Source organism: Achromobacter aloeverae (assembly GCF_004121055.1).
Lineage (GTDB): Bacteria > Pseudomonadota > Gammaproteobacteria > Burkholderiales > Burkholderiaceae_B > Bordetella_C > Bordetella_C aloeverae.
Genome location: NZ_PYAL01000002.1, coordinates 192,959 through 207,522 on the forward strand (window position 1 = coordinate 192,959; position 14,564 = coordinate 207,522).

Genomic DNA, 14,564 nt, shown 5'->3' on the forward strand with positions numbered 1-14,564 from the left:
GCCCCATCGCCCCGGCGCCGCCGCCTACCGGCAAGCCCCATGCCGGCAGGAGACGCATGGCGCGTATGCTCAGGCCAGCTTGGCATCCATGGTGATATTGGCCTTCAGGACCTTGGAGACCGGACAACCGGCCTTGGCCTTGTTGGCGGCCGCTTCGAAGGCGGCGGCGTCCGCGCCCGGGACCTTGGCGACCACGGTCAGGTGCACGGCCGTGATGGCGAAGCCGCCGTCGGCCTGGTCCAGCGTGACGACGGCCTCGGTCTGGATACTGTCGGCGGTCAGGCCGGATTCGCCGAGGATATTGGACAAGGCCATCGAGAAGCAGCCTGCGTGGGCCGCGCCCAGGAGCTCTTCGGGATTGGTGCCGGGAGCGTTTTCGAAGCGGGTCTTGAAGCCGTAGGGAGCGTCCTTCAGGGCGCCACTTTCCGTGGAAATCTGGCCCTTGCCGGTTTTCAGGTCGCCTTTCCAGATTGCGGATGCCTTCTTCTTCATGCTGCTACTCCTTGGAAGGGGAAGCGGTCCGCGCGGGACCGCGGCGCAAATGGCTCCGCCTGGCGGAACCGGACTTTCGATCATATACCCGGCCGCGGGATTTCTCCCCTAGCCGTGCGAACGCGCCTTGGGGATAATCCCTGGCGACCAGGAGGTAGCCAGATGTTGCTTATCGATACCGAACAGACCCGTTCGGCGCTGTCCTTTGACGTACTGATCCCCGCCTTGCGCACGGCTTTCCAGCAAGGCGCGACCGTGCCCTTGCGGCACACCCATGCCATCGAGTCCGGCGGCCACCACGGCACGGCGCTGATCATGCCGGCTTGGAACGAGCAGGGCTACCTGGGCGTGAAGATCATCAATATCTTCCCCGGCAATGGCGCGCGGGGGCTGCCCGGGCTGCACGCCACCTACACCTTGTACAGCGCGCATACGGGCATTCCGCTGGCCCATGTCGACGGCGACGTCGTCACCGTCTATCGGACCGCCGGCGCGGCGGCCCTGGGCGCGGACTACCTGGCGCGGCGCGACGCGCGCGTGCTGGCCATTATCGGGTCCGGCCGTATCGCCGGCCTGGTGGCGCAAGCGATGCGCACGGTGCGGCCCATCGAACGCGTGCTGGTCTGGAACGTGCGTCCGGCCGGCGCCCAGGCGCTGGCGGCCAGCCTGCGCGAGGCGGGCATGGATGCCGTCGCGGTGGCGGACGCGCGCGAGGCCGTCGAGCAGGCGGACATCGTCAGTTGCGCCACGTTGTCGACGCAACCGCTGGTGCGGGCGGAGTGGCTGCGGCCGGGCACCCATCTCGATCTCATAGGCAGCTTCAAGCCGGACATGGTGGAAGCGCATCCGGACTGCTTCCGCGGCGCGTCCGTCTACGTCGATACGGACGAAGCGCCGGCCAAGGCTGGCGACCTGTTGCAAGCCTTCGAGGCCGGGGCCCTGGCGCGCGGCGATATCCGCGGCGACCTTCATGGGCTGGCGCGCGGGACGGTGGCGGGACGGCGGCACGATGAGGAGATCACGATCTTCAAGGCCGTGGGCAGCGCGCTGGAGGACCTGACCACGGCAGCGCTGGTCTACGAGGCGGCGCGAGGCGACGGAGCAAACACTAAGGTTTGAGGCAAAATCGGGGTGTGCGCGCTCGCGCCCATGTCGGAGCCTTGCCATGTTCGCAGTCTTGTCATCGTGTCTCCGCGCAGGACCGCGGCGGATCGCCGCGGTTGCCTCGTTGGCCTGGGCGGCATGCTTGTTGCCAGTGGCGGGGCCGGCTCACGCCGCCGGCGCGCAGGTGCCGGAGAGCGGTAAGGCGTCCACGGCGGCCGCGAACGCGCCGGCCACGGTGATCGTGGGCGTGGACTTGTCCTTGACCGGCCGCGCCAGCGTCCTTGGCTTGCAAAGCCGCAACGCCGTGCGCCTGTGGCCCACGACCCTCGGAGGACTGCCGGCCCGCTATGTGGTCCTCGACGACGGCAGCGACCCCGCCCGTGCGCTTGCCAATATGCGGGCGTTTACCGATGCCGGCGATCCCGCCGATCCCGCCGATGCGTCCGGCGCCCCCCGGGGCGGCGTAGGCGGGACGAAGGCCACGGCCGAACAGCCGCTGGCGGCCGGGATGACCAGTGGCGATACGTCAACCAGCCTTCCTCGGACCGACGCCGTGGTCGGTTTCGTGACCACGCCGCTGGCGCAGCAGGTCCTGCCCGATGCCGCGCGGACGCGGACGCCGCTGATCGTCCTTGCCGGCGCGCCCAGCCTGGTTGCGCCGATGGACGCGACCCGCGCCTGGGTCTTCAAGATGGCGCAGAACGACGACGCCATGGCGCGCGCCCTGGTGGACGACATGGCACGGCGGGGCTATCACGACGTTGCATTCCTGGGCTTCGACGATGCGTATGGCGACGGCTGGCGGCAGGCCTTCGGCCAGGCGGCGGCAGGCAAGCTGCGCATCGTCGCGCAGGAACGCTATCCGCGCGGCGCCCAGTCGCTGGTGAGCCAGGCGCAGCGCGTCATCGCGGCGCATCCCGCCGCCGTGCTGGTGGCCGCGACCGGCGCGGACGCCGTCCTGCCGCAACGCACGCTGCGCGAGCGCGGCTACGGCGGCCAGGTCTACCAGACCCACGGCATCGCCACCCCCGACTTCCTCAAGGACGGCGAGGACGACGTGGAGGGTACCTTGTTCGCCGCCGGCCCCGCCATGTTCGCGCGCGCCTTGCCGCCCGGCCATCCGGCCAGGCCGGCAGCCCTGGCGTTCGCCGACCTCTACGAGGGCAGGTATGGCAGGGACACGGTGACCCAGTTTTCCGCCGATGCCTATGGCGCGTGGATCCTGCTCGACCGCGCCGTGGCCGACGTCCTGCGCGCCGGCCTGCGTCCCGGCAACGAGGCCTTCCGTGTCGCCCTGCGCAAGGCCCTGGAGGACACCCGCGGCCTGGCCGTACCCAACGGCATCCTCAACCTCTCGCCCATCGACCACCAAGGCCTTGGGACCGACGCCGCGGTGATGGGCGCGGTGCGTGGCGGACGGTATGTTTACCCTCCCGATTGAGGCCGCCGCGCCAAGCTCGCCGCGCCGCAGGCCCCACGCGTCCGATACCGTCCGGCGTGCCCGCCGCTGTCCCGCGTGGCGGGCACCACTCCGCGATATTCCCCGGCGGTTGCCTTGACAGCCCAGTCCCGCCAAGGCGGCACGTAGCCAGGCCGCCTGATTGATTAGCGATCAAGTAATTTGTATTGAAATGGTTTTGTGCAATATCATTTCGGCAACATTGAATTTTGGAAAAGGGGGACAGGGTTTGCCGAAAAGCCTGAGACTGGCCATCGTGGCCGCCATCGGCGCGGGCCTGCTGGGTTATGCGGCCGTGCGCGCGGGCGGCGACGGCGGCGGGCGGCCACAGGCGCAAGCGCGTGCGCCGGATACGCTGGCCCAGGCCCGTGCGAAGGGGGAGATCCGTGTCGGCTACGCCAATGAGGCGCCGTTCGCCTACATGGACAGCCGCGGCAACCAGGTCACCGGTGAATCGGTGGAAATCGCCCGCGTCGTGCTGCGGCGCCTGGGCATCCGCCATGTCCAGGCGGTGCTGACCGAATTCGGTTCCCTGATTCCCGGCCTGAACGCGGGCCGCTTCGACATCATCGCCGCCGGCATGTACGTGACGCCGGACCGCTGCAGGCAGGTGGCGTTTTCCGATCCCACCTACGGCGTGGGCGCCGCCTTCCTGGTGCCGGCGCACAACCCGCGCAACCTGCACGGCTACGAAGACCTGGCGCGCCAGGCCGACGCCAGGCTGGGCATCGTCGTCGGCGCCATCGAGGGCGACTACGCGGCGGCCGTCGGTATCCCGGCCGACCGCATGGTGATTTTTCCCGACGCCGTCAGTGCGCTGGCGGGCGTGCAGGTCGGCCGCGCCGACGCCTATGCGGCCACCGCCCTGACCATCAATCACCTGCTGGGCAAGCTGCCGCCCGACGGGGGCCTGGAAACGGCCCAGCCGTTCAGCGATCCCGTGATCGACGGCAAGCCGGTACGCGGCTATGGCGCGTATGCCTTCCGCAAGGACGACCAGGCGCTGGTCGATGCCTTCAATGCCGAACTCAAGCGCTTCATCGGCACGCCCGAGCATCGACGCCTGGTCGCGCCCTTCGGCTTCACGGAAAAGGAACTGCCGCGGGGCATGACCGCCGCGCGCCTGTGCGCGGGGCAGTGAGCGCGCGGGATATCGAGCGCGCGTGGCAGTGGGCGCGCGGCCGGCGAGCACGCGCCGGCGCCGCCGGCCCGCATTGGCGTCCGGTGCCGGATCTGGCCGTCGCTTGCGGCGCAACTTCAAACGAAACGGGGAATCCGCCCATGGAAGACTTCCAGGTATTGATAATGCCGCTGCTGCGCGGCCTTGGCGTGACCTTGCAGATCACCGCCGCCGCTGCCCTGCTGGCCATACCGCTGGCCTTGCTGGCCGGCCTGGGCCGCCTCTCTCCGCAGCCATGGCTGCGCTGGCCCGCCACCGTGTACGTGCAGGTATTCCGCGGCACCTCGGCGCTGGTGCAGCTGTTCTGGTTCTATTTCGTCCTGCCGCTGTTCGGCATCGAACTGCCCGCCATGGCGGTCGGCATCGCGGTACTGGCCGCCAACACCGGCGCCTATGGGGCCGAGGTCGTGCGCGGCGCCATCGCCGCCGTCCCGCGCGGCCAGCGCGAGGCGGCGCGCGCGCTGAACATGCCGCCGGCCCTCGCGTTGCGGCGCATCGTCCTGCCGCAGGCCTTGGCCGCCATGCTGCCGCCGGCCACCAATCTGTTGATCGAACTGCTGAAGAACACCGCGCTGGTCTCCCTGATCACGATCACGGACCTGACCTTCAGCGGCCAACTGGTGCGCAGCGACACCTTGCGCACCACGCCCGTTTTCCTGGCCGTGCTGCTGCTGTATTTCGTCGTGGCGCTGGCCATTACCGGCGTCATGCGCCGGCTCGAAAGCAAGGTCGCCGTCCGATGAACACCGCAGCCGCTCCCGTCCGTTTCGATTGGCACTACGCCTGGGACATCCTGCCGCAACTCGGCAGCGCCTTGCTGGTGACGCTCGCGGCCACCGTGCTGGGCATGCTCATCGCCGTCGTGCTGGGCCTGGCCCTGGCGGTGTGGCGCCGATCGCCGATACGGGCCTTGTCCCTGCCCGCCGCCCTGCTGATCGAGTTCGTGCGCAGCACGCCCTTGCTGGTGCAGATGTACTTCCTGTTCTATGCCTTGCCGCTGACGGGCGCCAGCCTTTCGCCGCTGGCCACCGGCGTGCTGGCGCTGGGCTTGCACTATGCCTCGTACTGCGCGGAGGTCTACCGGGCGGGCCTGGAGTCGGTGCCGCGCGGGCAGTCCGAGGCGGCGCGGGCCCTGAACATGTCCGCATGGCGCACGCTGACCCGCATCGTGCTGCCGCAGGCGCTGCCGCCGGTCGTGCCGGCCCTGGGCAATTACCTGATCGCCATGCTCAAGGACACGCCCATGCTGTCGGCCATCACCGTGGTCGAACTCCTGCAGCAAAGCAAGATGACGGGCGCGGCGACCTTCCGCTATACCGAACCGCTGACCCTGGTCGGCCTCATCTTCCTGGCGCTGAGCCTGGTCGCCGCGCGCGCCGTGGCGGGGCTGGAGCGCCGGCTGGCGACGCGCGGCAATCGGGCCGCGGTGTCGTCCCCAACCATTCCGGGAGCCCAAGCATGAGCGCGAGCATACGCCTGACCAACGTCCACAAACGCCATGGCGACCTGCATATCATCCGGGGCCTGGACCTGGACATTCCCGCCGGCCAGACCGTCGCCATCGTCGGTCCTTCAGGCTCGGGCAAGTCCACCTTGCTGCGCCTGCTGATGACCCTGGACCGCCCCAGCGAAGGCACCATCGAAATCGATGGCGCGCCGATGTGGACGGATGGCCAGGGGCAGCCCGCCACGGCCGATTCCGCCCACGTGCGCGCGGTGCGCGGCAAGATAGGCATGGTGTTCCAGCAATTCAACCTGTTCCCGCACCTGACCGCCCTGGGCAATGTGATCGAGGCGCCCATGTACGTGCAGGGCCTGGCGCGCGCCGACGCGGAAAAGCTGGGGCGCGAGTATCTGGACAAGGTCGGACTGGGCGACAAGCTCGACGCCTATCCCGCGCAATTGTCGGGTGGCCAGAAGCAGCGCGTCGGCATCGCCCGCGCACTGGTGATGCGCCCGGAGATCATGTTGTTCGACGAAGTGACGTCGGCGTTGGATCCGGAACTGGTCGGCGGTATCCTGCAGATCATGCGCGAGCTTTCGGCGCAGCGGACCATGACCATGCTCATCGTCACCCATCAGATGAAATTCGCCGAGCAGTCTTCCGACCGCACGCTGTTCTTCGACGGCGGCCGCGTGGTGGAGGATGCGCCGTCGGACCGGTTCTTCAGCAATCCCCGGCATCCGCGGGCGCGCCAGTTTCTTCAGGCGGTCATCGAGGCGGAATAGGGGCGGCCGCCAGGCAGGACGCCAGTCCCGCCCATCGTGGCGATGCCGATCCGTCCCCTGGCGGGCGGCTCGCGACGGCACGAGGCCGTATCGCCTGTGGGGGCTTCAGGCGCCCGTGCCGGCGGCCAAGGTATAAACGGTGGGTCTACCCATTCTGGAGCTCGCATGAGCCATCACCTGTTTTCGCCCGTCGCGCTGGGCAAGCTGCCGCTGGTCAACCGTATCGCCATCGCCCCGATGTGCGAATACTCGGCCGAGGACGGCAATGCCACCGACTGGCACATGATCCACCTGGGCCATCTGGCGCTGTCCGGCGCCGGCCTGCTGACCGTCGAGGCCACTGCCGTCGAACCGGGCGGGCGCATCACGCCGGCCGATGTCGGCCTTTGGAACGACGATAACGAGCAGGCCCTGGGCCGCGTGGTGCAGGCGATCCGCCGCTATTCGCCCATCAAGCTGGGCCTGCAGCTGGCGCATGCCGGACGCAAGGCTTCCAGCCAGGCGCCATGGAAGGGCGGCCAGCAACTGCCTGTCGCCGAGGGCGGCTGGATCTGCGACGCGCCGTCGGCCATCCCGCACGGCAAGGACGAAGTGCCGCCGCATGCGCTGGACAAGGACGGGCTGGCGCGCATCCGCCAGGCTTTCGCCGATTCCGCGCGGCGTGCCGCGCGCCTGGGCTTCGACACGGTGCAGGTGCACTCCGCGCACGGCTACCTGCTGCACCAGTTCCTGTCGCCGTTGTCGAACCAGCGTACGGACGAATACGGCGGCAGCCTGGAAAACCGGCTGCGCTTCCCGCTGGAGGTGTTCGATGCCGTCCGTGCCGCGTTTCCCGCCGACAAGGCCGTGGGCGTGCGGGTCTCGGCGTCGGACTGGGTCGAAGGCGGTTGGGACGTGGCGCAGACCCTGGTCTACGCGCAGGCCCTGAAGCAGCATGGCCTCGACTATATCGACGTTTCGTCGGGCGGCCTGTCCACGGCGCAGAAAATACCGTTGTCGCCCGGCTACCAGGTGCCTTTCGCCGAAGAGATCAAGCGGCAGACCGGCCTGCCGACGATGGCGGTGGGCCTGATCACGGAACCGCGCCATGCCGACGAAATCATCGCCAGCGGGCAGGCCGACGTCGTGTCGCTGGCGCGCGGCATCCTCTACGACCCGCGCTGGCCCTGGCACGCGGCGGCCGAACTGGGCCACAACGTGCAGGCGCCGCCTCAGTACTGGCGCTCGCAGCCGCGCGAGCTGAAGGACCTGTTCGCCGACGCCAGCTTCGGCGGGCGCTGAGGCGACGCTACTTCAGTTTGGCGTAGGCCTGTTCCAGTTGCGCCAGCAGCTGTTCGGCGAAGTCCGGCCGCGCGGCTTCCAGGCCGGCCATCAGGCGGGCGAGGACGACATTGTCCTCCTCGCCATTCCATTCCTTGATGTAGGTGCCTTCCTTGTAGCCGTGATCCTGGCGGAACAGGTTCAGCACGTTCTTCGACACGTACTGCTTGAACGCCTCGTCCCACGTCAGCTGGCAGCGTCCCATGGTGGTCGCCAGCACCTTGAAGCTGGCGCGGCCGCACACGGCCAGGCCACCCAGCAGTTCCAGCAGTTCGGGAATGTCCAGCGCGGGCAGGGAATAGGTCTTGCCATCCAGCAGGACGTCGTCCCCGCCGGCCAGGTCGGCCATCAGCGCGCGGGACGCACCGTCCGCGCCGTCATGGGCGACGATGGCGTGCGAGAGATAGAAGTGCAGGATGTCGATCAGTTCCATCTGCACCTGCGGCAGGTCCAGGGTCTGCTTTTTCCACCACTTCCAGCCGTGGTGTTCCAGCGCTTCGGCGGCCTCGACGAAGGCGGCGCGCAGGAAGCGCTGGCCGGCGCGCGTCCAGTCGGGATTGATGCGGCGATTGAGCTGGTCTTGCAGCTTCAGCATGGTCGCCGCCTGGGCGGGCAGCAATCCGGCGGGGGTCTGGGTCACGGGCACTCCATTCAAAAGCAGGGCGCGGCCACGCGCGGCAGCCGGCGAAAGATCAAGGGAAGCCGGGCATGTTAGCACCGGCGGCCGCCGCGCCCGGTGCCTACCTGGGCCGGTTGCCCTGGCCGGGCTTGTTGCCGGACACGGTCGTCAGCGGCGGCAGCTTGGCCGCCGGCCGATCGGCGTTGCGGCGGATATTGCGGCTGATGCCGTACACCATCAGCGCGAAGGCCAGCAGGAAAACGCCGGGCATCAGGGCCGAGACATCGACATTGCCGTCATCGACGGCGCCCAGGATCAAGCGCACGGCGTGCCAGGCGATCAACAGGGCCACCACGAGGATCACGGCGGAAATCTTGCGCTGCGCCGATCGCGCCGCCAGCGAGGGCGCCGGGCCGGCCTCGGCGCCGGTGCGCATGGCATTGGCCTGGCCGTTGTCGGGCGCGGGATCGCGCGCGGGGCTGCCGGCAGGATAGGCGCGCGTGCCTGTCCTTGCCGTGGCGCCGCTGCTGCCCTGGGCGGGCCGCCGGCTGGCCGGGCGGCCCACCTCGCCCGGCGAAAGCGCGGCGTCGTGCTCCTTGGCGCCACCGGCGGCGTCCTGCGCGATCACCTGTCCCGGCGGCGGTGCGCCGCGGTTGACCAATCGTTCGACGTAGCGGACGTAATCGCCGTCCTTGGGTTCGCCATCCAGCGCCATGATCGGGGCCTCTCAGATTTTCGCGCGGCGGGCGCCGGCGGACTGGCGGCGCGGGCGCAGCAGGGCGGCCAGCAGCCAAAGTCCCAGCATGACCGATATGCCCGTGCCGACCAGCATCACGACCTGGCCGCCGCCGCCCGCCAGGCCGTCCTCCATGCCGCGCGCGGCCAGGTAGCCGGGCGCCAGCATGACAGGCATCCAGATCAGGGCGGACAGCACGTTGGCCAGCTGGAAGCGCGCGTGCGGCATGCCCATGACCCCGGCCACGGTGGGAATGATCGCACGGATCGGCCCAAGGAAGCGGCCCAGTACGACGGACGCGAAGCCGTAGCGGTGGAAGAACAGGCGCGCTCGCGCGACGGTCTGCCGCTGGCGGTTCAGTGGCCGGCGCCGCAGGATGCCCGGTCCCAGCCAACGACCCAGGCTGTACGAGATGGCGTCCCCGATGACCGCGCCGGCGATGCCCCAGGCCAGGACGGTCCCGCCGTCCAGCGTACCGCTGCCCACCAGTCCCCCGGTCGCCAGCATGAGCGCCGTGGCCGGCACGAACAGCCCGACCAGTACCAGGGACTCGCCCAGGGTCAACAGGCCCGTGACCAGGCCCGCCCATTCCTGGTGGGTTTCGATGAACTGCCGGACCTGCTCGATGAAATCTGCCATGCGGGGACCTCGGGCCGTCAGGGAAGTCGACCTTGCGGGATGCGCTATCTTAACCGTCGTTGCATGTCACGCTTGCGTCACGCGGCTGTTTCGGCGCGCGGCGGGGGGCAACGGCTTGCGCAGGCTTCCGATGGCTATCGCGCCTCAGCGCGGCAGGCGCGCCGCGATTTCCGCGACCAGGCGCCGCGCCGCGTCCAGCTTGCCGGCGGCGGGAAGGGGGTGTTCGCCCCGGTCGTCGAACAGCACCAGGCGGGTGTCGTCCGCATCCATGACTTCATGGGCAAGATTGCCCACCAGCAAGGGGATGTTCTTGCGCTGGCGCTTGGCCTGGGCGTATTCGGACAGATTCTCGGTCTCCGCCGCGAAGCCCACGCACCACGGCCCGCCGTCCAGGCGCGCGACGTCGGCGAGGATATCGGGGTTGGGTTCGAACTCCAGCACGGGCGCGCCGGCGCCACTTTCGGTTTTCTTCATCTTTTGCGTGGCGGCGTTCTTGACGTGCCAGTCCGCCACCGCGGCCACGGCGATGAAGATATCGGCCTGGCGCGCCTGGGCCATGACCGCCTGGTGCATCTGACGGGCGGTCTGGACGGGATACACGTCGACGCCGCGCGGCGCGGGCAGGGCGGTGGGGCCGCTGACCAGGGTGACCTGCGCGCCTGCTTCGCGCGCCGCGCGTGCCAGGGCATAGCCGGTCTTGCCGGAGGAACGGTTGCTGATGACGCGGACCGGATCGATGGGCTCGACCGTCGGGCCGGCGGTCAGCAGCACGCGCTTGCCGGCCAGCGGCTTGGGCTGGAAGAAGGCGATGAGGTCGGCCAGGATCTCGTGCGGCTCGATCATGCGGCCGCTGCCGATCTCGCCGCAGGCCTGGTCGCCCGAGGCGGGGCCGAGTAGGGTGATACCGTCCTGCGCCAATTGCGCGGCGTTGCGCTGGGTGGCGGGGTTGGCCCACATTTCCCGGTTCATGGCCGGCACGACGATGAGCGGACAGGCTCGGGCGACGCACAGCGTGGACAGCAGATCGTCCGCCATGCCGTGCGCCAGCTTGGCCATGAAGTCGGTGCTGGCCGGCGCGATCAGGATGGCGTCCGCGCCGCGGCTCAGGTCGATGTGCGGCATGTTGTTGGCGATGCGGGCGTCCCAGGCGCTGACGTAGACCGGGCGGCCGGACAAGGCCTGCATGGTCACCGGCGTGATGAACTGGGTGGCGGCCTCCGTCATGACGACGTCGACGGTGGCGCCTTGCTCGGTCGCGCGACGCACGAATTCGGCGATCTTGTAGCAGGCGACGCCGCCGGTTAGGCCTAGGACGATGCGTTTTTTGGCTAGATCTTGCATGGGGCGCCGACGGGCAGGGTAGGTTGCAATCGGCCCATTATCCGTCAAATCCGCCGCGCCGCACCAGGCGCCAGGACGTCCCCGCCGCCGCGCCCCGTCAGCCGCCGGCAGCCGCCAGGGCCGCGCGGGTCGCCGCTATGGCGGCGTCGACGTCGTCCTGGTTGTTGTACAGGTGCAGGGAATAGCGCAGCATGCTGCCCCTGACCGTGGCGTGGATCCCGCGCGCGCGGATTCCGTCGAGCACGCCGGCGGCGCGTGGCATATCGCCCTGGAAGTCGATGCAGACGATGTTCGACGGCCGCGCCCGCGCATGGCGCACGACCGCGGCGCCCGTTTCACGCAGGCCATCGGCCAGGCGGCTGGACAGGCGTGTCACGTAGTCGTCGATGCGCCGGGTTCCATAGGACAGCAGCACGTCCAGGCTGGCGCCCACCAGCGCCGCGGCCAGGAAGTTGTAGTTACCCAGGTCGAAGCGCAGCGCGGCGTCGCGATAGCGGAGGGGACCGGGATCGTAATCCGCCTCGTGTTGCGCCTCGATGTCGACGCCGAATCGCGCCAGGCCCTGGGGGCGCATCCTGTTCGCCCAGTCGCGTCGCACGTAGAGGAAACCCATGCCGTAAAGCGCGCAAAGCCCTTTCTGGGTGCTCGCGGCCAGCGCCCCGACGGGCTGCGCGCGCATGTCCAGGTGCGCGATCCCCACGGACTGCGCCGCGTCCACGACCAGCAGGGTGCCGCGCTGTTCGCAGGCGCGGGACAAGGCATCCAGGTCCGCGCGCAAGCCGGGCTTGAAGGAGGTGCTGGAGAGCGTCACGACCTTGGGTGCGCGGCCCGGCCCGGCAAGGCGGTCGAGGGCGGCCGCCATCGGGAATGCCCCGTCGTCGGCCGGCAGGTCCGTCACGGTGACGCCCTTGGCCTCCAGGTTGCGCCAGGCATAGATGTTGTTGGGATGCTCGATCCGCGAACAAAGCATCACCTCGTCGCCTTTCTCCCACGCCAGGGCGCCGGCGACGATGTTGAGTCCCTCGGAAACGTTCTTGGTAATGGCGATTTCGTCGGCATGCGCGCCGATGAGACGCGCGAATTTTTCGCGCGCGGCCTCGACCAGCGCGAAGTAGTGCTTCTTGTCCGCGATGCCGTCGATGCGGTCCTGCAAGTGGCGGGCGGCCAGGTCCTTGGCCCTGCCCGGCAGCAGGCCGCGGCTGGCGACGTCCATGTAGACCTTGTCCAGGGCGCCCGGAAAGCAGTTCCGGGCCAATTCGAAAGCGGGCGTGTCCGCGGCGGCTAGGGAGGGCTGATTCATGAGTGATAGACCGAGTACGGTTCGAGTGCGGTTCGCGTATGTTTGGCGGAGGGTTGAAGGATGCAGGGCGATGCGCGGCGGGCGGGCGCTGGCTGGCGCCGCGCGTGGGCGCGATCAGTTCGTCACGATGCCGGAAGTGGCGACCACGCTCTTCCATAACGCGCTCTCGGCCTGGATTTTCTCCATGCCGCCGGCATTGCGCGGGTCCAGTTCGTCGATGCCCAGCTCGTCCAGTTTGTGGCGCACGGAAGCGTCTTGCAGCGTCGCCTGCAGCGCGCCCTTGAGCTTCTGCAGCGACGGCGCGGGCGTATCGCTGGGCGCGAGCAGCGCGAACCAGTAGCTGGCCTCGAAGTTGGCGATGCCGGACTCGGCGAAAGTGGGTACGTCGGCGTAACGGGCGTCACGCTTGGCGCCGGACTGAGCCAATACCGATATCTTGCCGCTCGCGCTGTACGAGGCGCCCGAGGCGGGGTTGGAAAGCACCAGGTCGATGTGTCCGGCCATCAGGTCGGCCAGCGCGGCCGATGCGCCCTTGTAGGGGACGACCTGCAACTTGATGCCTGCCCTGGCCTGGAACAGTTCCGTCATGAGGTGGCTGGGCGAACCCTGGCCCGTGCCGATCGCCAATTTACCGGGCTGCGCCTTGGCTTTTTGCAACAGGTCCCGCAGCGACGCGATGCCGGAAGACTTGCTGGCGAACAGCATGACCCGCGAGTCGCCGACGAAGCCCACCATGGAGAAGTCGCCCACCGCATCGTAGGACAGGTGGCTGAACATGGCCGGGGCGACGGCCTGGGCATTGTCCGCCAGCAGCAGGGTGTAGCCTTCCTGCCCGCGCCGTCCCGCGAATGCGGTGCCTATGGTGGCGCCCGCGCCGGCGCGGTTCTCGACGATGAACGGCTGCTTGAGCACTTCGCCCATTTTCTGGCCCACCAGGCGGGCGACGGCGTCGGAGCTGCCGCCGGCGGAGTAGGGCACAATCACGTTGACCGGCCGGCTGGGGTAGTCGTCGGCCTGTGCGTTAAGCGATATGGCAAGACTGGCGGCCAGGGCGGCTTTCATGGACAGACGCCGGGCGGCTGCAAACTTCGTGGCTTTCATATATCAAGGTTCCCCGTTGTTTTCGCGACGCGCGGTTCAATGGGCCGCGCGGGGATCAACAATAGACTTGCGCCGTTTTGGCGGCCAATGAGTAAACACGGTGCCCGATATGCATCCACCGAATACCTTTCCGCTACAGCGCATGCCCTCCCTGCGGACCCTGCTCGTGTTCGACACGGTCGCCCGGCATCTGAACCAGGTGCGCGCGGCGGAGAGCCTGGCCTTGACGCAGAGCGCCTTGAGTCGCCAGATCAAGGCGCTGGAAGACCATCTTGGCGTGGCCCTGTTCGAGCGCAATTCGCGGGGCCTGAAGTTCACGCAGGAAGGTGAACTGCTTTACGACTTCACGCGTCGCGCCTTCGAGCTGCTCAACGATGGCCTCGGCCGCCTGGTCCTCGATGTCGAGCGGCAGACGCTGGTGGTGTCCGCGGCGCGCAGCTATGCGGAGCGCGTGCTGGCGCCCAGGCTGGGCGACTTCGTGCGGGCGCATCCGTGGATAGACGTGCGTATCGACGTGCACCGCTACTACGCCGACATCGAGGCGTCGGGGGCGGACATTTCCGTGCGGCTGGGGGACGGCAATTGGCCGGGCTACGACGAGTTGCAGTTATCCGACGACGGCCTGATTCCGGTCTGCGCCCCCGGCGTCGCGCAAGCCCTGCGCGACGCCCGGCCCGGCGACGTCGCCGGCCATCTCGTCTTCCGCAACATGGAGCGCGACTACGTCGACCAGTGGAATCGATGTAATCCCGAAGCCGCCTTCGTCAACGAGCAGGCGACCCTGAAGTTCAACGACTCCACGACCCTGCTGTCCGCGCTGGAGGCAGGGGAGGGCGTGACCGTGGGGCGTGTTTCGCTGGTCGCCGACGCGTTGGCGCGCGGCGCGCTGGTGCGCCTGTGGTCGGGGGAGGCCAGGGATGGGTTGAACTATTACGCCATCTGCGCGCAGCGCACGGCTCACCGCAGCGCGACGGTGTCGTTCATGGCGTGGTTGCGGGAGACCTTGATCCGTCCGCGCGAAGGCGCGTGAGGAACCGGGACCGG

The 14,564-nt window shown here is 68.9% G+C and carries 15 protein-coding genes; 8 read left to right on the forward strand and 7 right to left on the reverse strand.

Annotated elements, in window-relative coordinates:
* Positions 1 to 69: 69 nt before the first annotated feature.
* A complete protein-coding gene (locus tag C7R54_RS07745; RefSeq protein WP_129149634.1) occupies positions 70 to 492 on the reverse strand; it encodes an OsmC family protein in 423 nt (140 codons plus the stop codon).
* A 162-nt stretch (positions 493 to 654) separates the two neighbouring features.
* On the opposite strand from C7R54_RS07745, the gene lhpI reads away from it, so the two are divergent.
* From lhpI to C7R54_RS07780, 7 genes are all read left to right on the forward strand, one after another.
* Positions 655 to 1,611 carry a bifunctional Delta(1)-pyrroline-2-carboxylate/Delta(1)-piperideine-2-carboxylate reductase gene (gene lhpI, locus C7R54_RS07750; protein ID WP_129149635.1) on the forward strand — a complete coding sequence of 319 codons (957 nt, stop codon included), beginning with the start codon at positions 655 to 657 and terminating at the stop codon, positions 1,609 to 1,611.
* Between the two features lie 223 nt (positions 1,612 to 1,834).
* Complete coding sequence (locus C7R54_RS07755; RefSeq protein ID WP_420809125.1) at positions 1,835 to 3,037, forward strand: ABC transporter substrate-binding protein; 1,203 nt, start codon at positions 1,835 to 1,837, stop codon at positions 3,035 to 3,037.
* Between the two features lie 247 nt (positions 3,038 to 3,284).
* Complete coding sequence (gene ehuB / locus C7R54_RS07760; RefSeq protein ID WP_240039432.1) at positions 3,285 to 4,196, forward strand: ectoine/hydroxyectoine ABC transporter substrate-binding protein EhuB; 912 nt, start codon at positions 3,285 to 3,287, stop codon at positions 4,194 to 4,196.
* A gap of 140 nt (positions 4,197 to 4,336) precedes the next feature.
* Positions 4,337 to 4,978: an ectoine/hydroxyectoine ABC transporter permease subunit EhuC gene (gene ehuC, locus C7R54_RS07765; RefSeq protein ID WP_129149638.1), complete on the forward strand. Its 642-nt coding sequence runs from the start codon at positions 4,337 to 4,339 to the stop codon at positions 4,976 to 4,978.
* Entirely contained in the window at positions 4,975 to 5,697 is a 723-nt protein-coding gene (gene ehuD / locus C7R54_RS07770; protein ID WP_129149639.1) for an ectoine/hydroxyectoine ABC transporter permease subunit EhuD, read from the forward strand. Before ehuC ends, ehuD begins: the two co-directional genes overlap by 4 nt.
* A complete protein-coding gene (locus C7R54_RS07775) occupies positions 5,694 to 6,464 on the forward strand; it encodes an amino acid ABC transporter ATP-binding protein (protein WP_129149640.1) in 771 nt (256 codons plus the stop codon). The genes ehuD and C7R54_RS07775 overlap by 4 nt, the downstream gene beginning before the upstream one ends.
* A gap of 165 nt (positions 6,465 to 6,629) precedes the next feature.
* Positions 6,630 to 7,745: an NADH:flavin oxidoreductase/NADH oxidase gene (locus C7R54_RS07780; RefSeq protein ID WP_129149641.1), complete on the forward strand. Its 1,116-nt coding sequence runs from the start codon at positions 6,630 to 6,632 to the stop codon at positions 7,743 to 7,745.
* A 7-nt stretch (positions 7,746 to 7,752) separates the two neighbouring features.
* On the opposite strand, the gene C7R54_RS07785 is transcribed toward C7R54_RS07780, so the two are convergent.
* The 6 genes from C7R54_RS07785 to C7R54_RS07810 form a co-directional block, all read right to left on the reverse strand.
* On the reverse strand, positions 7,753 to 8,403 hold the full coding sequence (locus C7R54_RS07785) for a dUTPase (RefSeq protein ID WP_129150380.1): 651 nt from the start codon (positions 8,401 to 8,403) through the stop codon (positions 7,753 to 7,755).
* A gap of 121 nt (positions 8,404 to 8,524) precedes the next feature.
* Complete coding sequence (locus C7R54_RS07790; RefSeq protein ID WP_129149642.1) at positions 8,525 to 9,118, reverse strand: hypothetical protein; 594 nt, start codon at positions 9,116 to 9,118, stop codon at positions 8,525 to 8,527.
* A 12-nt stretch (positions 9,119 to 9,130) separates the two neighbouring features.
* Positions 9,131 to 9,778: a DedA family protein gene (locus C7R54_RS07795; protein WP_129149643.1), complete on the reverse strand. Its 648-nt coding sequence runs from the start codon at positions 9,776 to 9,778 to the stop codon at positions 9,131 to 9,133.
* Between the two features lie 144 nt (positions 9,779 to 9,922).
* Positions 9,923 to 11,119, reverse strand: coding sequence for a bifunctional phosphopantothenoylcysteine decarboxylase/phosphopantothenate--cysteine ligase CoaBC (gene coaBC, locus C7R54_RS07800; RefSeq protein ID WP_129149644.1), 1,197 nt, complete (start codon positions 11,117 to 11,119; stop codon positions 9,923 to 9,925).
* A gap of 97 nt (positions 11,120 to 11,216) precedes the next feature.
* Entirely contained in the window at positions 11,217 to 12,419 is a 1,203-nt protein-coding gene (locus C7R54_RS07805) for an aminotransferase class V-fold PLP-dependent enzyme (protein ID WP_129149645.1), read from the reverse strand.
* A 114-nt stretch (positions 12,420 to 12,533) separates the two neighbouring features.
* Complete coding sequence (locus C7R54_RS07810) at positions 12,534 to 13,481, reverse strand: Bug family tripartite tricarboxylate transporter substrate binding protein (RefSeq protein ID WP_158021170.1); 948 nt, start codon at positions 13,479 to 13,481, stop codon at positions 12,534 to 12,536.
* 148 nt (positions 13,482 to 13,629) lie between these two features.
* Between C7R54_RS07810 and C7R54_RS07815 the strand changes: the two genes are divergently transcribed.
* Positions 13,630 to 14,550, forward strand: coding sequence for a LysR substrate-binding domain-containing protein (locus tag C7R54_RS07815; RefSeq protein ID WP_129149647.1), 921 nt, complete (start codon positions 13,630 to 13,632; stop codon positions 14,548 to 14,550).
* Positions 14,551 to 14,564 lie beyond the last annotated feature (14 nt).